Origin of the sequence: Marininema halotolerans (assembly GCF_900116235.1) — a bacterium.
In the GTDB taxonomy this organism is placed as follows: Bacteria; Bacillota; Bacilli; order Thermoactinomycetales; family DSM-45169; genus Marininema; species Marininema halotolerans.
Genome location: NZ_FPAA01000010.1, coordinates 142,370 through 163,899 on the forward strand (window position 1 = coordinate 142,370; position 21,530 = coordinate 163,899).

22 protein-coding genes and 1 riboswitch are annotated in these 21,530 nt (G+C 43.7%); of the genes, 17 read left to right on the forward strand and 5 right to left on the reverse strand.

Features of this window, described 5'->3' with window-relative positions:
• Positions 1-2,706: 2,706 nt before the first annotated feature.
• The 12 genes from CHX35_RS13595 to CHX35_RS13650 all read left to right on the forward strand — a co-directional run bounded on the left by CHX35_RS13595 (position 2,707) and on the right by CHX35_RS13650 (position 11,335).
• Positions 2,707-3,162: a hypothetical protein gene (locus CHX35_RS13595; RefSeq protein WP_091838231.1), complete on the forward strand. Its 456-nt coding sequence runs from the start codon at positions 2,707-2,709 to the stop codon at positions 3,160-3,162.
• A 13-nt stretch (positions 3,163-3,175) separates the two neighbouring features.
• Positions 3,176-3,628 (forward strand): hypothetical protein, encoded by a 453-nt coding sequence (locus tag CHX35_RS13600; RefSeq protein WP_091838233.1) that lies wholly within the window; start codon positions 3,176-3,178, stop codon positions 3,626-3,628.
• A complete protein-coding gene (locus CHX35_RS13605) occupies positions 3,579-4,100 on the forward strand; it encodes a hypothetical protein (protein ID WP_140413624.1) in 522 nt (173 codons plus the stop codon). Before CHX35_RS13600 ends, CHX35_RS13605 begins: the two co-directional genes overlap by 50 nt.
• Before the next feature lie 404 nt (positions 4,101-4,504).
• Entirely contained in the window at positions 4,505-5,140 is a 636-nt protein-coding gene (locus CHX35_RS13610; protein ID WP_091838236.1) for a nitroreductase family protein, read from the forward strand.
• Positions 5,141-5,179: 39 nt separating this feature from the next.
• The gene (locus tag CHX35_RS13615; RefSeq protein WP_091838278.1) at positions 5,180-6,208 is read left to right on the forward strand and encodes a zinc-binding alcohol dehydrogenase family protein; all 1,029 of its coding nucleotides are present in this window, start codon (positions 5,180-5,182) and stop codon (positions 6,206-6,208) included.
• Between the two features lie 18 nt (positions 6,209-6,226).
• Positions 6,227-6,508: a putative quinol monooxygenase gene (locus CHX35_RS13620; protein WP_217895885.1), complete on the forward strand. Its 282-nt coding sequence runs from the start codon at positions 6,227-6,229 to the stop codon at positions 6,506-6,508.
• Between the two features lie 150 nt (positions 6,509-6,658).
• Positions 6,659-6,943, forward strand: coding sequence for a putative quinol monooxygenase (locus tag CHX35_RS13625; RefSeq protein WP_091838238.1), 285 nt, complete (start codon positions 6,659-6,661; stop codon positions 6,941-6,943).
• A 19-nt stretch (positions 6,944-6,962) separates the two neighbouring features.
• Positions 6,963-7,637: an NAD(P)H-dependent oxidoreductase gene (locus tag CHX35_RS13630; protein ID WP_281252090.1), complete on the forward strand. Its 675-nt coding sequence runs from the start codon at positions 6,963-6,965 to the stop codon at positions 7,635-7,637.
• A 102-nt stretch (positions 7,638-7,739) separates the two neighbouring features.
• On the forward strand, positions 7,740-8,402 hold the full coding sequence (locus CHX35_RS13635) for a type 1 glutamine amidotransferase domain-containing protein (protein ID WP_091838240.1): 663 nt from the start codon (positions 7,740-7,742) through the stop codon (positions 8,400-8,402).
• 22 nt (positions 8,403-8,424) lie between these two features.
• Positions 8,425-9,885, forward strand: a complete 1,461-nt coding sequence (locus CHX35_RS13640) for an NAD-dependent succinate-semialdehyde dehydrogenase (RefSeq protein WP_091838242.1) — start codon at positions 8,425-8,427, stop codon at positions 9,883-9,885.
• 338 nt (positions 9,886-10,223) lie between these two features.
• Entirely contained in the window at positions 10,224-11,051 is an 828-nt protein-coding gene (locus CHX35_RS13645) for a YihY/virulence factor BrkB family protein (RefSeq protein ID WP_091838244.1), read from the forward strand.
• A gap of 77 nt (positions 11,052-11,128) precedes the next feature.
• Complete coding sequence (locus CHX35_RS13650; protein ID WP_091838245.1) at positions 11,129-11,335, forward strand: CDGSH iron-sulfur domain-containing protein; 207 nt, start codon at positions 11,129-11,131, stop codon at positions 11,333-11,335.
• Between the two features lie 72 nt (positions 11,336-11,407).
• Here the strand turns inward: CHX35_RS13650 and CHX35_RS13655 are convergent, their stop codons facing one another.
• The gene (locus CHX35_RS13655) at positions 11,408-12,280 is read right to left on the reverse strand and encodes a cation diffusion facilitator family transporter (protein WP_091838247.1); all 873 of its coding nucleotides are present in this window, start codon (positions 12,278-12,280) and stop codon (positions 11,408-11,410) included.
• 213 nt (positions 12,281-12,493) lie between these two features.
• Here CHX35_RS13655 and CHX35_RS13660 point away from each other — a divergent pair, with 213 nt between their 5' ends.
• Positions 12,494-12,763, forward strand: coding sequence for a YciI family protein (locus tag CHX35_RS13660; RefSeq protein WP_091838249.1), 270 nt, complete (start codon positions 12,494-12,496; stop codon positions 12,761-12,763).
• Between the two features lie 70 nt (positions 12,764-12,833).
• Positions 12,834-12,935, forward strand: a riboswitch (purine riboswitch).
• A gap of 103 nt (positions 12,936-13,038) precedes the next feature.
• Positions 13,039-14,577 carry a glutamine-hydrolyzing GMP synthase gene (gene guaA / locus CHX35_RS13665; RefSeq protein ID WP_091838251.1) on the forward strand — a complete coding sequence of 513 codons (1,539 nt, stop codon included), beginning with the start codon at positions 13,039-13,041 and terminating at the stop codon, positions 14,575-14,577.
• Positions 14,578-14,736: 159 nt separating this feature from the next.
• Here the strand turns inward: guaA and CHX35_RS13670 are convergent, their stop codons facing one another.
• Complete coding sequence (locus CHX35_RS13670; RefSeq protein ID WP_176392083.1) at positions 14,737-15,882, reverse strand: right-handed parallel beta-helix repeat-containing protein; 1,146 nt, start codon at positions 15,880-15,882, stop codon at positions 14,737-14,739.
• A 232-nt stretch (positions 15,883-16,114) separates the two neighbouring features.
• On the opposite strand from CHX35_RS13670, the gene CHX35_RS13675 reads away from it, so the two are divergent.
• Positions 16,115-16,345, forward strand: a complete 231-nt coding sequence (locus CHX35_RS13675; protein ID WP_091838254.1) for a hypothetical protein — start codon at positions 16,115-16,117, stop codon at positions 16,343-16,345.
• Between the two features lie 84 nt (positions 16,346-16,429).
• Positions 16,430-17,647, forward strand: a complete 1,218-nt coding sequence (locus CHX35_RS13680; protein ID WP_091838256.1) for a peptidase MA family metallohydrolase — start codon at positions 16,430-16,432, stop codon at positions 17,645-17,647.
• Between the two features lie 95 nt (positions 17,648-17,742).
• Here the strand turns inward: CHX35_RS13680 and CHX35_RS13685 are convergent, their stop codons facing one another.
• Positions 17,743-18,711 carry an RNA polymerase sigma-70 factor gene (locus CHX35_RS13685; protein WP_091838257.1) on the reverse strand — a complete coding sequence of 323 codons (969 nt, stop codon included), beginning with the start codon at positions 18,709-18,711 and terminating at the stop codon, positions 17,743-17,745.
• Positions 18,608-19,969: a phytoene desaturase family protein gene (locus CHX35_RS13690; protein WP_091838259.1), complete on the reverse strand. Its 1,362-nt coding sequence runs from the start codon at positions 19,967-19,969 to the stop codon at positions 18,608-18,610. Before CHX35_RS13690 ends, CHX35_RS13685 begins: the two co-directional genes overlap by 104 nt.
• A gap of 191 nt (positions 19,970-20,160) precedes the next feature.
• Here CHX35_RS13690 and CHX35_RS13695 point away from each other — a divergent pair, with 191 nt between their 5' ends.
• Positions 20,161-21,228 carry a class I SAM-dependent methyltransferase gene (locus tag CHX35_RS13695; protein ID WP_091838261.1) on the forward strand — a complete coding sequence of 356 codons (1,068 nt, stop codon included), beginning with the start codon at positions 20,161-20,163 and terminating at the stop codon, positions 21,226-21,228.
• Between the two features lie 119 nt (positions 21,229-21,347).
• Here the strand turns inward: CHX35_RS13695 and CHX35_RS17745 are convergent.
• Positions 21,348-21,530, reverse strand: a 183-nt coding sequence (locus CHX35_RS17745) for a hypothetical protein (RefSeq protein WP_217895886.1), incomplete at its 5' end; no start/stop codon positions are given.

Here is a 21,530-nt window from a genome sequence, read left to right on the forward strand (position 1 = left end):
TGTTGATTAAGCTGTTTTTGGATGTGTAGAGGAGCTGTGTGAGGGACAAAAGAGCTTTGTCATGGACAAAGCGGAGGGTTCGAGGTCGAGCGTTTAGGGGCTCGAATTCGCTTCTCGAAGGGGAGTTTGCCCCCTGCCCGTCCTTAGCAACCCGAAGTGGACAGTGCATTTTAGCCGTCCTAGTCAGTGGTAAGTCTCTTGTGCACCCAGGCGGTCTCCGATCACCAAAATTTCGGATAATTACCACGTGTGATTGAATTAATGTAGTTGGGGGCAGATGAGGGTGTCGTTCAATCAAGAAAAAAAACCCTCTGTGTTGAGGGGATCTTACACAAACATTTTCGTTTTATAGGAGAAGGTAGGTGAAGCTGTTCCAAATCTATTGTTTAGGAGGAATTAGTCTCTACATTAACTTGGATTCAAGGTGATGGGTGTACCGGCTTGGTTAAATAGGACTCTACCGGTTTGTAGATTCCCAATACGATTTTGACTTTCAACAAAGGCTAGGCGTTTATTGGTGTTTTTAATCGGAAACACAAATGTGGTGAACGATTTTAGATTATTTCTCGGTGTATTGAAAATGGTAAATTGAATATTTTCACTGGGTGATAACAGCACTGCATTGTTACGAGAGGAGTAATTCACATTTGCGTTTGAAATGACCCCATAATGGCGACACTCTCCAGTGGGGAATACTTGTACGCAATCACAAGGACGAGCGCAATTACTAAAAGGGGGAAAACAACCCTTTCTTTCGCATGAGGCAGAAACAGTCCTCAAGTTAAACGTCCGCCTCTTCACACTCACAGCATTTGATGTTGGATTATCTTCTTTTCTTTTAAGAGATGCTAGAAGTGAGGGCTTTAATGATCCTGGATTTTTACAAGAAGCATTTTGGCGATTAAAGGGAACCTTAAAACTTTCTAATCTCGATCCTCTAGCCAGGGCTTGAACAAAATAATTCGCTTGGTCCGTGTTTTTAATGCCAGGATATCGAAACGTTAGGATATTCAAATGTCCAACTTTCGGGCTGCTTAAGATGGAGAATGTGACACATTGAGTCGGACGAAAAATGAATTCGCCATCGGGTCTTACTTGAATGTGCGCATTCGATATGAGAGAAGGGGATCTATTTCCACATATTGGATAAGAGGCACAATAGCAATCGGGTCCAGTAAAACAGAACTGTACGGGAAGACACCGTGAACCACAAATACTAATGGGTTTTTGCCTTAAGACAAACGTATTCTTCCTTACCTCAACACCATTTGGCATAAAAACCATCACCTCTTTTTTTCTAGTAGATGCAAGAGGTGATGGTTTTGCTTGTGCTTGAGACTAAACAATAGAAAGCGGCGTCCAAATATCGCAGAGGCAGTAGGAAGTTATATAGGATAGAATCAAAGTGAAAAAAATCCTCTGTGTCGAGAGCGATCTTACAAGAGCATTTTCGTTTGTAAAGAAGAGGGTGAGTGAAGCTGTTCCAAATCTATTGTTTAGGAGGAATTAGTCTCTACATTAACTTGGATTCAAGGTGATGGGTGTACCGGCTTGGTTAAATAGGACTCTACCGGTTTGTAGATTCCCAATACGATTTTGACTTTCAACAAAGGCTAGGCGTTTATTGGTGTTTTTAATCGGAAACACAAATGTGGTGAACGATTTTAGATTATTTCTCGGTGTATTGAAAATGGTAAATTGAATATTTTCACTGGGTGATAACAGCACTGCATTGTTACGAGAGGAGTAATTCACATTTGCGTTTGAAATGACCCCATAATGGCGACACTCTCCAGTGGGGAATACTTGTACGCAATCACAAGGACGAGCGCAATTACTAAAAGGGGGAAAACAACCCTTTCTTTCGCATGAGGCAGAAACAGTCCTCAAGTTAAACGTCCGCCTCTTCACACTCACAGCATTTGATGTTGGATTATCTTCTTTTCTTTTAAGAGATGCTAGAAGTGAGGGCTTTAATGATCCTGGATTTTTACAAGAAGCATTTTGGCGATTAAAGGGAACCTTAAAACTTTCTAATCTCGATCCTCTAGCCAGGGCTTGAACAAAATAATTCGCTTGGTCCGTGTTTTTAATGCCAGGATATCGAAACGTTAGGATATTCAAATGTCCAACTTTCGGGCTGCTTAAGATGGAGAATGTGACAAATCGAGTCGGACGAAAAATGAATTCGCCATCGGGTCTTACTTGAATGTGCGCATTCGATATGAGAGAAGGCGATCTATTTGTACATACTGGAGGAGAGACACAATAGCATTGGGTTCGTAAAAAACATGTTGGGAACGGTAAGGGAAGACACCGGAAACCACAAAAACTAATGGGTTTTTGCTTTAAGACAAAGGTATTCTTCCTTACCTCAACACCATTTGGCATAAAAACCATCACCTCTTTTTTTCTAGTAGATGCAAGAGGTGATGGTTTTGCTTGTGCTGGAATCTAGCAAAATAGGATGGTATAAGGTTTTTTGGTAGAGGGAAAAAATGACCCTCATCACGTGATACGAATGAAGGACCATTTTAATTGTTGGGATTGCGAAGTAATCGGAAGTACATGTGTGGAAAAGTGCTAACCAGATGTTGAATTTGCTGTGTATGCATCATGAAAAAGGATCGTTCATAACGGAGTTTTCTCCGATATATAATGAACTATTCTTATTTTGAACGGTGACGGAAAGGGGAGATCGGTTGATTGTCTATTCAATTCTTGGATATGAGGGTATCACAACCCAATAGCTATTCGCTCCCTTATAATACGGGCCCTGTAGTTCCTATCACTGAACCAGGTACCCAGGTGGCGAGTATTGGCGTGATCACAAAGGGAGTCTCTCAGGCTAATCAAACTGATATCCGTGTCGTGCTACGAGCGAGTATTGGATTATCTTGTCCCAGTGAAACCGTCGACTATGTTACCTTTCGTCTTTTTCGAATCGCCAATGGAGTGACGACACTGGTGTTCCAAGGAAATCAAATCGTTCCTTCCGTTCCGATTATCGCCGGTTTTACTGCTGCGGACTTTCATCCTACGCTTCCTGCCAATGGACAGTTGGTATACCAAGCATTTGTGCAAGCGACGACAGCCAATACAGTCCATTTAGATGGACCTGTCAGCTTTAATGGTAGTGCAGCGGCAGGTACCTTTTCCTAGAAGGGAGATCAGTATGCCGATTCAATTTTTAGACATTCGTACTTCCCAAGCCATTAGCAATGGGGTGCCCTCTGGTACGGGTTCCTTTATTTCTGATGTGGCACCTGGGACCTTTCTAGGGGGGATCGGTGTAATCACGAAGGGAGCTTTACAACAGAACAAAAATGATATTCGTGTACAATTGCGTCTGAGTGCGGGAGTTACTTCTGAGATTAGCGAAAATTTTGTTACCTTTCGTGTTTATCGAATTTCAAATGGAGTGACCACCCTCATCTTTCAAGGAAATCAGGTCGTACCGCCTGCAACCATTATCGCAGGAATTGTCGCTTCAGATTTTCAGCCACCGTTTCCTACCAATGGGCAAATTGTCTACCAAACCTATGTACAGGCAAACTTGGCAAACGTGATTCATTTAGATGGACCTGTTAGTTTTAATGGCACAGCAGCGACTGGGACATCGCCATGAAGGGAGAGAGGGTGAGAAGGTGTCGATTCAGTTTTTGGATTTGAGAACCTCCCAGGCTATTAGTTATGGTTTGCCGTTAAATACCGGTGAACTTGTATCCAATACTTCACCGGGTACCCAAGTAGGTGGAGTGGGTCTCATTGTAAAAGATGTGTTAGCGGGCAACAAAAATGACATTCGGGTGGAACTCGATGCAAGCGTGGGGATGTCTTCAACTATGGGGGATATTGTTACGCTACGAGTGCATCGGATTTCCAATGGGGTGACCACGGTGGTCTTTCAAGGGAATCAAGTGATAGCAGGTAGCGCTAATGTTATTACAGGGTTTACAGCCGCCGACTTCCAACCCACTTTTCCAACGAATGGCCAGTTAGTGTATCGATTGTTTGTTCAAGCGCAATCGGCAACGGATGTCTTTTTGGATGGTCCTATTAGTTTCAATGGACTGGCTGTGGCGGGAACTTTTCCATAATGAGAGGATGATCAAGCGTGATGTTTAAAGGGGACGGGTCATTTTTTCGATCCGCCCCCTTTTGACGTGATGTCCTGAATGAATAAAGTGGAAATGATCTATTAAATAATAAATACAAGAAAATAAAAAGTATATAATAAAGTAAAAAATTAATATTTAATGTTATTTTTATATTTATTAATCAATTTAATAAAATAATTCGTTTTTAAAACATGGATTAATAAACAAAAAAGATCAAGGAACCCCCCTTGCAAATCTTAAACTGTATCATATATAATTACAGTAATCCGCGGAGGGGCAATCATTCCATAGGTACTTGATATGTACGAATGAACCAATCCCAACAAAGGGAATGGTACTAGCATAGCAATGACCCCATGGTTTCATTATAAGGAGGAATTACAATGACTATCAATACCAATGAACAAGACTTTTTTTCAGTAATCAAGGATCGTCATTCAGTCAGGAAATATCAACCGGGTATTCAAATGCCTGAGGAAGATCTGCAAGCCATTTTGGAAAGTGCTGTGATGGCTCCATCTTCCTGGAACCTGCAGCATTGGAAGTTTCTCGTGATCCAAAACCAGGAAACAAAAGAGCGCTTGTTACCCATTGCTTATAATCAAGAACAAGTGGTAGATAGCTCGGTAGTCGTCGCGGTTCTCGGTGATTTAGAAGCGAACACCAACGCCGAAATTATTTATTCTGCAGCAGTGGAACACGGGTTTATGAATCAAGAGGTAAAAGAGGGATTGGTCGGTCAGATCAATGGCGCTTATGAAGCCAATCCTCAAATCGCACGAGATGAAGCGATTCGAAATGCATCCCTCGCATCGATGCAATTGATGCTTGCAGCAAAGGCCAAAGGGTATGATACGTGTGCGATGGGTGGTTATGACCCAGTGAAGTTTGTGGAGGAATTTAAGGTTCCTGAGCGTTATGTACCCGTAATGCTGATTTCCATCGGTAAAGCTGCGGCTGCTGCCCATGGTTCAGGTCGCTTCCCAGTGGAGCAAATGATTGTGAAGGAAACCTTTTAATTGCAAAACCAGCAAGTAACGATAAAGGATGACAAAGAAATGGAAATGATGAAGGCTGTGGGTTTCTATCGGTATCTTCCGATAGAAGACCCGGAAAGTTTATTAGATCTTAAGATCGAAAAACCCCGTCCAAAGGGCCGAGACGTATTGGTGCGAGTGAACGCCATTGCGGTGAATCCAGTAGATTATAAGGTTCGATCGCCCAAAGAGAAGGTAGAGAAAAGCCCTAAAATCTTAGGCTGGGATGTTGCCGGGGTAATCGAAGAAGTCGGTCCCGATACGACCTTATTTAAGCCAGGGGACGCGGTTTATTATGCCGGCGATATTACTCGCCCAGGTGGGAACAGCCAATTCCACTTGGTGGATGAACGGATTGTGGGAAAAAAACCTTCATCGTTAAACGATGCGGAAGCCGCAGCGTTACCATTGACGACGATCACAGCATATGAAGCGCTGTTTGATCGAATGAATATCCCTTCCGAACCAACGAAGAATAAGAATAAATCCTTGTTGATCATTGGTGCTGCAGGGGGCGTTGGTTCTATCGCAATACAACTTGCAAAGTGGGCGGGACTCAAGGTGATCGGTACAGCTTCAAGAGCAGAGTCCATTGCCTGGGTGAAAGAGCAGGGCGCTGATCATACAATCAATCACTATGAGGAATTCTTCCCCCAGTTGCAAGAAGTAGGACACGAGACGGTGGATTATATTCTCTGCTTAAATGCGACGGATAAGCATTGGGTAAATATGGCCAAAGTAATTGCGCCCCAAGGTAAAATTTGTTCCATCGTTGAAACGGATACCCCCCTTGATTTGACGCTTCTAAAAAGTAAAAGTGCAACGTTTGCTTGGGAGCTGATGTTTACAAGGCCCATGTATCAAACAGAGGATATGATTGAACAGCATCACTTATTGAATAAAGTGGCGGATTTAGTGGATAACAAGGTTGTTAAAACGACACTCACCAATCGACTTTCACCAATCAATGCGGAGAATTTACGCAAAGCGCATCAACTGCTTGAACAAGAAAATGCGATTGGAAAAACCGTCGTTGAAAATTTTTCGTAATTAATGGAGGTTAATAACATGCTTACAATTGTTGCGAAGATGGTCGCGAAAAAAGGAATGGAAGACCGTGTGCAGGCAGAATTGGAGAAATTAATTGCACCGACACGCGCTGAAGAAGGTAACATTCAATATGATTTGCATCAGTCTATCGAGGACCCTGCTGTCTTTATCTTCTATGAAAATTGGGAGTCAAAAGAGCTATGGGAAAATCATATGGAAGCCGATCACCTAAAAGAGTGGGGTAAAGTTTCTGGGGATATCGTTGAATCCTGGGAACTCTACCAAATGGAAAAGAAATAAATTCTGTACGCGTGGTGCTAGTAATTTTCATCCCTGTTACGAATAGGATTTCAAGCATTTAACAAATGTGCTTAATCGCTTTTGAACATGGATTGTAATTAACCAGCACCACGCTTATTTTATATCTCATATGATAGGGAGAGAGTACCGATGCTAACGATTATAGCTAAAATGATTGCGAAAGAAGGAAAAGAAGAAGAAACTTTTCAGGTATTGAAAAAGTTGATTAAGCCGACACAAGAAGAAGATGGGAATATTCTTTATAATTTACATCGACAACCGGATAACCCCAAGGCTTTTTTCTTCTATGAAGTTTGGGCGTCAGAAGAAGCGTTTCAGGCACATACGCAATCGGAACACATTTTAAGATACCGAGAGAAGATGAGTGATTTACTCGATGAGCGAGAAGTTTATCCATTGAGTAAGATTGACTGAGAGGGGGTCGGTGTACAAATTGGACAAAACAACGATTCATACAACGATCAGGGAAGCTTTGCATTTTCGTCATGCTACGAAGATGTTCGATCCAAATAAAAAAATTGCAGAAGATGATTTTAATTTGATTCTAGAGTCTGCTCGCCTAGCACCTTCTTCTTTTGGATTTGAGCCCTGGAAATTTGTTGTCGTCCAAAATAAAGAACTAAGGGAACAGCTAGTCCCTTATGCATGGGGAGCGAAGAATCAACTCCCCACAGCGAGTCATTTTATCATTGCGCTAGCACGAACGGCAAAAGATTTACGCTACGATTCAGATTATGTGATGCATATGATGAGAGATATCCATCACCTTCCAGAAGAAGCATTACTGGCACGGCATTCGTTTTTCCGGAATTTTCAAGAATCCGATTTTAAGCTATTGGAAGACGAGCGCCGCATGTTTGACTGGGCATGTAAGCAGACTTATATTGCAGTCTCCAATATGATGAATACGGCTGCACAAATGGAGATAGACTCTTGTCCGATCGAAGGATTTGATAAGGAAAAACTGGAAGCCATTCTGACTGAAAGAAAAGTGATATCACCCGAACATTTTGGCGTAGCCGTGATGGTTGCTTTTGGCTATCGTATGAAAGAACCACGTCCTAAAACAAGGCTGCCACTTACTGAAATTGTAGAGTGGATAGAATGATGAATGGATAAACGGGTTATCATTATAACCCATTGCTTTTACTGTAGCCAATCTTGATTCAAAAGTAGAAAAGTATTCATATAAAACAGGGAGTTGTTATTCATGTCGAAAAAAATTCTATTTGTGATTACAAGTCATGACAAAATTACAGAGGATATCGTGACCGGGTTTTGGTTGGAAGAATTAGCAGCCCCGTATTATGCATTTAAAGAACAGGGGTATGAACTTACTTTGGCAAGTCCCCTTGGAGGAAAAGTTCCAATTGACCCTAAAAGCATTAGTGGAGAAGAGGAGTTAAGAAAATCAAAAGAAGTAATTGATCGATGTGAAAACACTTTGCCACTTCATGAGGTTAATACAGCGGACTATGACGCCATTTTCTTACCAGGTGGACATGGTACCATGTTTGATTTTCCTGATAATCCCCATTTGGTTCAAGCGATTGAATCCTATGCAGTAGCAGGAAAAGTAATTGCTGCTGTTTGCCATGGTCCTGCTGGGCTGGTCAACGTGAAGGATCAAAATGGGAAGCCACTTGTAGCTGGGAAAAATGTAGCTGCTTTTACGGATTCAGAAGAAGCTGCTGTACAAATGGTAGAGTACATGCCATTTTTGTTAGAAAGCAGATTACGTGAACTGGGTGCGCAGATTCATACCGCTGAAGATTGGCATCCACATGTAGAAGTCGATGGCAATCTAGTGACGGGTCAAAACCCACAATCGAGTACAAAAGTAGCAAACGAAGTGATCAAATTGTTGAAATGACCCTTCGATTGGGAGATGAAAAATGATAAATTATAAGCTTTATATTGATGGCAAGTGGGTAAATTCGCAAAATCAAAAAACATTTGACGTCTTTAATCCAGCTACAGGGGATTTAATTGCACAAGTTGGAGATGCAAGCGACGAAGATGTTGATGCTGCGATCACAGCTGCGGATAACGCTTTTAAATCATGGTCTTCACTTCCTGCGCCCAAACGATCGGAGATTCTACGGAATGCTTATGATATCATGATGGATCAAAAAGAAGATCTTGCTAAAATCATGACATTAGAGCAAGGGAAGCCTTTACATGAAGCACGAAATGAAATCCAATACGCTGCTGATTTTGTCTCATGGTACAGTGAGGAAGCCAAACGGATATATGGGGACACCATTCCGTCCTCTCATCCTTCTAAACGCATCATGGTGATCAAAGAAGCCGTCGGTGTTGTAGCGGCGATTACACCTTGGAACTTCCCTGCATCGATGATTACAAGAAAAGTGGCTCCTGCTCTTGCTGCAGGTTGCACAGTTGTTGTAAAACCTGGAAAGCAGACACCCCTATCGGCCTGTCGATTGGTAGAGGTATTTGAACAAGCTGGGGTGCCTGCTGGGGTGATCAATTTAGTCACGGGTTCAAGTGCAAGTGCAATTGGAGACGTATTGTTAAAAGATGATCGTGTCAAAAAAGTCACTTTTACCGGCTCAACACCGGTAGGTAAGATCATTATGAAAAAAGCGGCAGACACGATGAAAAAAGTAAGCTTAGAGTTAGGTGGACATGCTCCCTCAATTATATTTGAGGATGCGGATATTGATCAGGCTGTGAAAGAGGTTGTGGAATCAAAGTTTCGAAATGCGGGTCAAACTTGTCTCTGTACCAATCGGATCTATGTGCATGAGCGCATTATCGATACGTTTACAGACAAATTTGTCGAGGTTGTAAAAAACTTGCGTGTGGGAAATGGAATGGAACCCAATGTGGATATTGGGCCACTCATTGATCAAGCTGCTGCTGAAAAAGTGGATCAACAAGTGCAGGATGCGGTCAATAAAGGAGCAGTGGTTGCAGTAGGTGGTAAGTTCCATGAACCTGAAAAAGCCGATCAACATGTTTTCTTCTATGAACCAACTGTTTTAACCAATGTAACAAATGATATGGTAATCACACATGAAGAGACATTTGGTCCGGTGGTACCGATTCAATCCTTTCAAACAGAAGAAGAAGTCATTCAAAGTGCCAATGATTCTCCATATGGATTAGGGGCCTACTTTTACACGCGGGATATCTCACGTGCGATTCGTGTAGCAGAAAGCTTACAATATGGGATCATTGGGGTTAATGATGGCCAGCCTTCTGCGGCTCAAGCTCCTTTTGGAGGCTTAAAGGAGAGTGGCCTGGGACGTGAAGGTGGTAAATACGGTTTAGAGGAGTATTTAGAAATCAAGTATCTTTCACTCAAAGTGAAAGAGACCCCTGATTAAAATGGGGTTTGAGAAAAAGCGAAGAGTTAAGCGCAAAACTCCCTACCCGTTACCTGTCGGGTTCCACAACCTTGTTCAATCCGTTCATCCCCATCTGCTGATCAGATGGGGATGAACTGTACCCCAACCCGTTTAATAAGCACCATGGGTAAGGTCCTTGTAAAAAGGCTATCCTAAAGGGTAGCCTTTTTACATTTCTCTCACATCCCTCCGGATGCAGACCGTATGATCTTGGTCACCCCCCATGCTATTACGCTACGAAGGGTATGTTACAGAATTTCACATCATATGGTTTTTGTACAGGTTCTCTATGAGGGGATAGATAAAGGAGCAAAAAGATGGGTTTATGGGATGTATTAAAAGAGATGAGTCTTCGCTTTTATCGGGAAGGAGTTTTCGACCTTTCTGCCCAGTTGGCCTATTATTTTCTCTTATCGGTGTTTCCGTTTTTGCTCGTTGTCATTACTTTGCTTGGTTTCTTACCGATCTCACCGGAAAATATCCTTGAGTTTATTAAGCCATACGCACCTGCACATACCCATCAATTGATTAAAAATACGTTGATCAGCATTATTGGGGTAGAACGAAGGAACCTACTTTCCTTTAGTATTTTGGTAACCTTATGGTTAACGTATATTGGTATCCAATCGATCATCCGTATGTTAAATCGAACGTTTTCTACTGATGAAAGTCGTCCATTTATGTATCGAGTCATCGAAGGAGCTCTATTAATGCTAGGGCTATTCATTGCAGTGATCGTGACACTTCTTCTGCCTGTTTTTGGAGAAATCCTTCGCGGATTCTTTTTGCCTGAATTAGGTTTGTCCGCATGGTCAACTTCGCTATGGTCCCTCTTTCGTTGGGTGTTATCAGGAATTGTTTTGTTCTTAGTGTTTTTTTGTTTGTATTTTTTTGCCCCCAATGTACGTCTTCAACCTGCAGAAGCGGCACCAGGAGCTTTTTTTGCGACAATTGGTTGGCAGTTAATTTCCTTGGGGTTTGCTTTTTATGTGACGCTTGGGAACTATTCACTTATCTATGGCAATCTCGGAGGGTTGATCATTCTGATTGTATGGTTTTATCTATCCGCGATGATCCTCATTATGGGGGGGCAATTAAATGCGATTTTATATGAAAATCGTATCCGTTCCCTGGGAACTCGGTAAGAATCAAGGAATTGGGCTCTCTTTGTCGAAAAAGTGAAAGGGATTATTGTAAGAAACTTTAGGAGGGGATCAGTTAAATGGCTGATGTTAAAGTGCAAACGATGGATCATGGACCGTTCATTGTCAAGGGAAATGTCGAACTGACGGATGCAGAGGGGAACGTCTTTGAAACCAAGCAGCAATTTGCTCTATGCCGCTGTGGTCTCTCTGAGAATAAACCCTTCTGCGATGGAGGACATAAAGGAAAGTTTGAAGATTGTTCACGGGCAAAAAAGGTGCTTTAAACCAGGAAGTTCATTTCATAATCATGAGACAAAAAGCATGTGGATTTTTTCCGCACGCTTTTTTCCATGGGATCATCTGTAGGTTGAACAGTGGGACGAGTCCGGTTCAACATGGATGTGAGTGGTGTTTACCTGGTGAACGCGTTGCATTTCTAGTTCGAGTCGGTCGGTGATCTGATGGCTTTCTTGTACACTCAATTGTGCATTGACTTCGATCACGACATCGACAATCACCTGATCCCCTTGCATTCGCCCCTTTAAATCGACGACGGTTTGTACGCCCTCTGTTTGTTCCATCGTGATGCGATAGGCGGCTAACTTTGTCTCTTCAAACCCATCGGTTAAATGATGGGACATTTCAGCAAAGATCTCCCAGGCCGTTTTTAATATGATCAGACCGACAACAGCGGCGGCAAGCGGATCAAGCCAAGGCATACCCAGACGAGCGCCAAAAATACCAATCGCAGCTCCTAGACTGACGATGGCATCAGAAAGATTGTCCTTTGCAATAGCATGAATGGCGTGACTCTTACTTTTTTTTGCAAGATGTGAATTGATGAGATAGATCAAGAACATAAAACCTGCAGCAAGGATGGCAATGATTCCAGCAAATCCATTGGGTGCCACTCGGTGGCCCCAAAAGGTGACGTATGCAGCATCGACTAAGACTTGCAGTCCGATAATGGCCATCACAATGGAAGCGATTAAGGTCGAGACGGTTTCTGCGCGGGAGTGACCATAAGGATGGTCGTTATCGCGGGGCTTTTTTGCAATGCGTAATCCGATGAGTACACCGATGGAGGTGATCACATCGGTGGTATTGTTTAATCCATCCGCCGTAAGAGCTTGTGAGTTTGTTGAGGTTCCAACCCACACTTTTAGGATGCTTAAGAGAACATACGCCAGGATGCTGAGCCATGCTCCAGCTTCTGCTTGGCTTTTCATCCGATTCTTCCTTCCCTGTTTTAAGGTCATTCATAGAGTAATCGATGAATAGCGAGTGGGTCTATAGCAAGAGTATTGGGAGAAGGAAGGATCCGTGGGTGGACGACAAAGACTTGCATCCCCTCAACTTTGCTTCATCGGAGGGGGTCGAGGTATGATGAACAAGATGAGAAGTTGATGAAAAAAACCATAACATAAGGAGGGTCTTTTTTCATGAAGGTGTATGTTGCAAGGCTTCACATGCTGGATGAAAAGAAGAGTGCTGATTATCGTGAAGAGCACTTATCCTATTTGGAAGCGTTAAATCAGGCAGGTCAGATTGTGGGGTATGGACGCTTTGTCGATGGTACGGGTGGCATGATTATCTATCGTGGAGAAACGGAAGAAGAAGTGAAGCGCTATGCTTTAGAAGATCCGTATATCGTAAAAGGAGCCCGTACATTAGAACTAAAAGAATGGGCTATGGTTCAGGGAAAGGGTTAACAATGTCTGGAAAGTCCTTCCCTTGACCCTAATTTCACCACTTGTTATGATGTTTGGGATGATTTTAACTTGTTATAGGCTTACGTTATCTCGTATATATTCAGGAATAGGGCCTGAACGTTTCTACCCGGCTACCGTAAAAAGCTGGACTACGAGCTTGTAGGTCACCGGTGTATGGAGCGAAGACCGGCGTCCTGTATCGCTTGTAAGTAGCGGTACATGGACCGGTCTTTTTAATTAATCTGTTACTTCTGGGGGAAAAGGTGGGACTGTCGATGGAAAAGCCGATGGAGCGTGTGGTAGTAATCGATTTTGGTGGGCAATACAATCAGCTAATTACACGTCGTATTCGTGATCTAGGAGTTTTCAGTGAGTTGATTTCCCCAAGCATGACGGCGGAGGAAATCAAGGAGATGGCTCCGATGGGAATTGTTTTCTCAGGAGGGCCCAATAGTGTTTACACACCTGGATCCCCCACTTGTGACCCTGGAATTTTTGATTTAGGGATTCCCATTTTGGGAATCTGTTATGGGATGCAGATGATTTCTGCCCATTATGGGGCGGAAGTAGAACGCGCGGGAAAACGGGAGTATGGCAAAGCGAATGTTGAAGTAGTATCCGATTCCCTTTTATTTAAGGGAATGGCCAAGGAACAACGTGTGTGGATGAGTCATAGCGATGTGGTTGTAGCTCCCCCGGAAGGTTTTCTCGTGGATGGACGCACCCAATCAGCGCCGGTAGCAGCGATGAGTGATCCTGTTCGTCAGGTGTATGCGGTTCAATTCCATCCGGAAGTGCAACATACGGAGAATGGAAATGAAATGATCCGCCGTTTTCTTTATGAAGTTTGTCGTTGTGAGGGCAATTGGAGTATGGAGACCTTTATCGACGACACCATCACAGAGTTACGCGATAAGATTGGTGATAAGCGGGTGCTTTGTGCATTGTCCGGGGGAGTAGATTCCTCGGTGGTAGCCGCGCTGATCCATCGTGCCATTGGGGATCAACTCACCTGTATGTTTGTGGACCATGGGCTATTGCGAAAAGATGAGGCCGATAGTGTGGTGCGCACCTTTAGTGATCACTTCCAAATGAACTTTATTAAAGTGGATGCGAAGGAACGATTCCTTTCCAAATTAGTAGGGGTGACCGACCCAGAACAAAAGCGTAAAATTATCGGGAATGAGTTTATCCGTGTATTTGAGCACGAAGTACAAGAACTGGGTAAGCACCACTTCCTCGGTCAAGGGACCCTGTATACCGATATCATCGAATCAGGAACCGATACCGCCCAAACTATTAAATCCCACCATAATGTAGGTGGGTTACCGGAAGATATGGAGATGGATTTGGTTGAACCACTCAATACCTTATTTAAAGATGAAGTGCGTCGCGTAGGTGAGGAACTGGGTCTTCCTAAGGAAATCGTTTGGCGTCAGCCCTTCCCAGGTCCTGGACTTGGGATTCGTGTGATTGGAGAAGTTACCGAAGAAAAGCTCATGATCGTCCGTGAATCGGATGCCATTCTTCGCGAAGAAATTGCATTGGCTGGCCTTGAAGGAGAGGTTTGGCAATATTTCACCGCTCTTCCTGACTTTAAGAGCGTGGGTGTCATGGGAGACATTCGTACCTATGCGTATACAGTAGGGATCCGTGCTGTCACCTCGATTGATGGGATGACAGCCGACTGGGCGCGAATTCCCTATGATGTCCTTGAAAAGATCTCAACCCGGATCGTGAATGAAGTCGATGGGGTCAACCGAGTGGTCTATGATATTACATCCAAACCACCGTCAACGATTGAGTGGGAATGATCTTGGAATAAGGGTGATTATTAAGGAGATTACAAGGCTAGATGTAGCGCTGTATTTTCTCATTGTTTTTAGGGACGTGCGTGGGAGACCTTTCAAGGAAGGGGTTATCCAGCACGCCCTTTTTTGTTACTCCGTCGATCAAGGTTTTTATCTGGATTTTTAGGGACGTTGCTGAAGGCACTTCATGCCAATGAAAGGGCTCTTCGTACGTTTTTTTTCAGAGACCTTCGAAGAGGGTGATGGTGTCACTCGTTGGTTGCGTGGGGGAATAAAGACATTATTGCTTCCTTGATCCCGAATATTTACAGGATTATTTCTAGTGGTATTGGAAATAAAGCAGTTATTTTTGCTCACTTTGAAGGCATCAATTCCAAACTGACCATTGTTATTAAAACGATTGCGATCAATCAAGCTATTTTCTGATTCAACGATGATGCCGCTATTCTTATTAAAGGATGAACGATTATGAATGAGAAGGCATCGTTTTGTAATATCAACCGTAACCCCGTCTTGATTTCTTGTGGTTTGGTTACCGATCAAAACATTCTCTGAATCATTTACATCAATTCCCGTTTCATTCTCCTGTGCAATATTATCGATCGAGGTATTGTTTACAAAATCTAATGAAATGCCATCTTTCACATTGTTACTACAACGGTTTCTTATAACAGTATTTCGAGTGGCGTTTACATCGATGCCGTCGCTACCATTTCGGTTGACCTGATTCATATAAAGGGTGTTTCCGATGCCTGAACCGTCCAATAAATTGGCATCAGCAGCGATTTGGATGCCTCTTTCATCATTTCGTGATACGTTGCATTGGATCACTTGATTATAATTACTTCGGATGTCGATGCCTTCGTCGCTGTTGTTGGCAATTTGACTTTGATAGACGACGTTATTATTTCCTAGTACGACAGCATTGCCTCTTTGAGTCACTACTTGACCGATCAGGATACCATCTTTCCCGTTGTTGCTAATGGTTAGATGACGAAGGACATTCTGGGTACCCAATACTTCGACCCCATTGTTGACAAAGTTTCGCAGGGTGAGTCCTTCAATAATGATCTGGCTGGCTGTGTTTTGGAGGGTGATGCCACTCCTGTTTTTTAGGCCTTTTCCATCGATAATCGTTCGTCCTCTACCAGCCCCTTGAAGTTTTAAGCGGGATTGATTGCGAAAGTTGAGCGATTCATGGTAAATGCCAGGTGCCACCTTAATTAAAGTACATGGCTTTGCTTGATTGATGGCTCCTTGGATCGTCCGGACATCTTGTGGAACACGAATAATATGGTTCTGTGCCATCGACCTGATCCTCCTCGTGTGGGATGTCCCCAAAAGTTTCACGGTATTATAGTTGCCATAAATGAGAGGGGGCACGGCGAGGGAGTATGTCATCATAAAAAAAGCTGATATCTGAACATCAGAATCAGCTGAATAAGGGTGAGTGGGGGGGCTGACCAATAGGAACAATTGAGATGACCATAGGTTATCTACGACTTACCACCAACCGCATGGGGAGGGGCGCCAACACCAGTTGCAGCAACAACATTTACAACAACAGTCACAGCGACAACATTTACAGCAACAGCACTTCTTGGAGGAACAACCTTTGGATGAGCCACAGCTTGCAGTGTTAGCATTGCTACTTTTAGCGTTAAAGGAGCATTTGTTCAAAAGAGTCACCTCTTTTCTCTATAACGCTACTCTATTATATGATTGGCAAAGTAGAGTGATTGGACGCTTTCACTATTTTGGACAGGTCTAGACCTTTTTTTTGTTGGAGCCGTGTATAAAGACCCCCCTCATGGAATGAAACTAATCGATGATGGTTTCAGTGGGAGGGATTTTGTTGATTAGGGGATTTAGAAAACATCATCATCGACTGGTACTTGGTACCTTGCTGCTTTCTTTATTGGGTAGCGCTTTCTTACCTGGGAGTCTTGGATCGAGTGTCGTTGTTGCAGATTCATCCCTGGTTGAACGGGAAGTGAAACAATTAATCACGAGAAAGGCTTTTGCAGTGAACCATCATGACCGAAAAGCTTTTCTTGCTAGCCTTCATCCTGAAATGAATACCTTTCGTCAGGAGCAAAAGCGTTGGTTCGACGATGCGATTCATTGGGTGGATTCAGGGTCCTATCATTTAAAATTGCTCTCCATTATTCCTGATAAAAAAGATCATCAAGTGCGTGCATTGCTAGAACAGCAATACTCTCATCATGGAAAGGTCTATACGGTCAAATTCCCCGTTACTTATCAAGAGACCGAGAAGGGATGGAAAGAGGCGGATATTCCCTTTGAGCATCTACGGCGGGGATCCATTCTGGTTCGTTATTCTGACCCTACTTTACAGGAACAAGCCCATATTGCTTTGGAAGCGGCGGATCGAGGTGTGGGGGTGTTGGGAAGACGCTTTGGTTGGCACCCTCAAGAGAGGGTGGAAGTGAAGTTGTATTCTCGCCCTGAGATCTTCCGACAATCCGTAAAACTTTCATTGCCGCAATGGGCGGGTGGTTGGCATGAAGCAGGGCAAGCTGTCAAATTGATAGGATCGACGGAGGTAACCGACTCAAAACTATTCTCCTCCAGTATTGTTCATGAGGTCACCCATCAGATGGTTAGTGAACTATCGGGAGATAATGCGGCATACTGGTTACAAGAAGGGGCTGCGGAATATTTTCAATCCCATCTCCTCCCAGGAATTCGTAGTGAAGAAGAAGCGGTGGACTTCAAACCCCATTGGTCAATGACCCAGCTTGAAGCATTGAACTTGGAACGGTTGCCTTCGAAAGAAGCGACGGCTTACTATGCACAATGCTATCAGTTTTATCGTTTTTTAATCGAAGAAGAAGGTTACGCCAAGATGAAGCAACTCTTTAGTGTATTGAAATTGCATTCAACAATCGATCAGGATAGTGCCGAGAAGCTACCCCTAATTAATCAACGAACCCGTTCCGCAGTGGAAAAGGTTTACCATGCCAAGTTACCGACATTGGAACAACGGTGGTTCGACTGGTTAAAGCGGGTGGATGCGGATAAGGAATCGCAAAAAACGGGTACTCCCTAACCAAATCGATTGAACACCATGAACAAAGCCCCCTTCTTAGAAAAGGGGGCTTTGTTCATGGGATGGATGTGATGTTCATTTTCTGCTTTTGTTGGTCATTGAATCGTGATCGTGGTTCCAGTAACTTCATAGGAGGAGAAAATGTGCTTCATTTTATCAGGGTTGAGGTAAAAATAGAGATCTTTAATTTGATGATTCTCCCAGTGGCAAGTCATGATCCAATCGATCCCATCATCACTCTGCTTTAAAATTCCCGGTTGACCATTAACATTAACCAGTGTCACATTGAATGGCTTTGTCATTTTGTTATTGATGCCAAGTAAAAAGGCTGTAATCCGTTGTTGGCCAAAGAGAGGACGAAGGGCTGCACGAGCTTTTCCTCCCCCATCGGAATAAAGGGAGGGTTCTTCAGCGAGTAAATGGGTAAGTTGTTGCGCATCTCCTTTATAGAGTGCATCGAGAAATTGTTTGAAAAAAGGGAGGGTTTCCCGGTTCGGGCCAGGGGCCTTTGTTGTAATTTTTTGCTCCATTTTTCCTTTGGCTCGACTGACGAGCTTGCGGCAATTAGCCGTTGTTTTCCCCATCATCTCTGCAATTTGTGGGTAGTCAAGCCCCAGTGCTTCCCGTAATACAAAGGCAATTCGTTCGATTGGGGACAATCGTTCTAGAAGGTGAAGGTAAGCAAGGGAGAGGTGATCATGTTGCAACGTGACCTCCTCAGGACCTGCTTCCGTCACGATGGGCTCGGGTAGCCAGGGTCCGATGTACTGTTCTCTTTGTGAAGATGCCGATTTTAAACGGTCTAGACAACGATTCGTCAATGACTTACACAAGTAGGCTTTCCAATGGGTAATCCTTTCAGAAGGGACTCGCGATAAGGCAAGGAACGTATCTTGTACCATATCTTCAGCGTCAGAGACGGTGCCTAACATTTGATAAGCGATGGAAAACAAGAGTGGTTTATACGTTTGATATAGATTTTCGAGTTGAATGAGGAGCCCCTCCTTGTTGCTGATGGTTGAGGATTTTTTGAATGGCACGTTGAGCGCTAGAAATTGAAGCATCAGCTAATTGCCCATCACGCGTGAGCCAGTCTCCTGCCATATACAGACCCGGGTAATCATGAACCTCAGGATCACTGGATAGGGTGGAGGCGGTGGGTAACCCTTGAGTCACGGTGATCTGGGGCATAAACCGGCTCGTGACCACGCGGTCGCGCCACCCCGGTTGTAGTTGATCGAGAAAGTGTTCAAGTTCCTTTTTGAGTTCGACAGCTTGAAGGGTTTCACCTGTTGTAAGATAACGATAGACATGAACAACGAAATGACTGGGATCTTTGGTTAGTTTGGCATAGTGAGAGTGGCTAGAAAAATAGAACGGTTGATCAAAATGAATACCAAAGGTTTGCTTGGGTAGGGGAAGGCCTTTTAAAGAAAGATCGAAGCTTGCACCCCGGATGGGCAGTAAGGATTCCGCGAGTTCCATGAAGGAAGCAGGGGCTTTTTCTCCCATTAAGGCACAGGTTGCCTTGGGGTTTATGGTCGACACGACATAGCGTGTTTCGATAGGTTGTGGATGGTTTTTGGTCGTGATCGTCATCTGTGGAAAGAAACCAGCAATTGAATGCACGGTCTCTTCCTTTACGATGGTGACACCTACTTTCAGTGCGCGTTCTGTCATTTGATCAACCAGGCTTTGCCACCCACCATCTAAATAAATAACGCCACCGTTTGCATCTTGAAGCTGACGAAGTGCTGCCCCGGCGCTTGCTATATCTGGAGAGTTGGAATAACTGCTGAGTCGGCACATCATAAAGAAGTACTGTCGTGCCCGGTCTCTCTGAAAGAAAGAATTTGCCCAATCTTTGACGCTAATGTGATTGAGGGGTACAGTGTCGATTTTAGAAAGCCGGCTAAACAAGCGAATGATTTCTTTTTTATCCTTCCAATTAAAGAAGGAATGTGTGAGAAGGGAGGAAGGTGAAAAGGGAAGGGGGTAAAGACCTTGATTGGTGACAAGCTTTCCGTTTCCTTGCGGCATATTTCCTTGCGGCTGAATGCCAAGTTGGTGCAAAATCTTTAGGCCTACTCCCTCCTTATAGAGGGCATGGGGACCCAAGTTAAAAAGAGCCCCCTCTTTTTCGACTGTTCCAGCTCTTCCTCCAGCGCGCTTGCCACTTTCTAGAAGAAGGGTTTTTAAACCGGCCTGGGCGGAGGTGATGGCAGCGGTTAGCCCTGCCAATCCCGCTCCAATTATGGTCAGGTCCCATGGTTTTTGATCGTCAGATGAAGGGTTAAAGTTTTTATTGTCCAGGGTATTCATGAAGAATCACTCCTATTTGTATTTAGCGTTCACACTCGTAGACGAATAAGGGGAGGGTTTTGTGACATAGGAATGAAAAAAGTGGCGTCCATTTCTGATCCATTGGTAACAAAGTAACAGCAGGATTTTTATTGGAATAAACAGAATAGGTATAGAATAATTCGAATTTGGATGAACCAGGAGGAGATCGTATGGCTATGAAGATGCCATCCGCCGAAAGGCTGGAACAAAAAGAGGCTCGTCCTTTTACGGAGGAGCATATTGGGATGACAGAGCTTTTACCGGACTTCCGGATGGACCTACGAAATCCAGATCCCGCTGGGCTCGATCGTTTCATTAAAGCAAACCAAGTACATGACTGGTCCCTTCTCACCTGGAAGGATGTTGGACGTCCTCACCGTGTAGAGGAGATGGCTAAAACAAGAACCGATTGGGAGTCATCCCATCAAAAAACGATGTCTGTGCATCACTCTTGGGAGCACTTTAATCGGTCCTTCCATGAATGGTTTGTTAAAGATGTACCCAAAGAGTTTAAAGAAAATCGATCCTCCCTTGCCCGCCACCTGCTTCGTTTTAATCTAAAGGAAGTGAAGGCAGGATTAGGTGAGACATTGCGTCTCTCCCTCTGGAATTATGCGCAGCGTATTGAAGATGGTGTATGGGATCCCCGTGGAAAACGCGCGTTATTTCAAGGGCTGGATGTTCATAAACCTCGGATTCTCTTCTTAGGTGCAGCAGAGGGTTACGAAGCGATGCAATTAACAGCGATGTATCCAGGGGGAGAGGTTGTCCTCGTGGATTATGATGAATTTTGTAAAACGGATCGCTATGGGGATTTCCCTAATACGTATCCTTTCTTAGGAAGTAATCCCGTAACAGGGAATGCAAAGGTGTGGTATAAGGACGAAATGAACATCCACTATATTGTGGATGATATCCGTAACCTTTCCTTTGGGAAGGAGTTTGATATTGTTATCAGTGTAGGATTGCTGGAACATTTCCCTGATGAAATTAAAAATGAAGTTATGGAGTGGCACCGTAAGTTCCTAAAGCCAGGTGGTTATGCAATTCTCACTACCCCACGCAATCAATGGAGAACTCGCTTTTATTATCATGTCATGGCGGATGTGATGAATTATATGTACCGGGAATTAATGAATATTGAACAGATGGGCCTCTACGTGTACGAAAACGGATTTGATATTCTTCGTCATGGTTTCATTAAAGTTCACAATGGCATTGTTGCTCAGCCTCGTTAACCAGTGAATTCTTGTTATATACATTCGGAAACAATAAGAGGAGAAGTTCTCGTCATTCAATGAGAATTCTCCTGATCCATCACGGGTCTTGGATATGACCGACCAGTCAGTTTGATCGGTCATGTTTTATGAAAAAGGATGGGAGGTATAAGATAACGATCCACCGGTAAAAGTAATTGAAAAAAGTGCTTGACCCAGGACAAGATCCGTGATAAATTATTACTTGTCGCTGCGGCGGCGCGGCGGAAAGCCGGGCCACGCAAGAGACAGAAGCCGAAAGGGCTTCGAAAAAAGAATGAAAA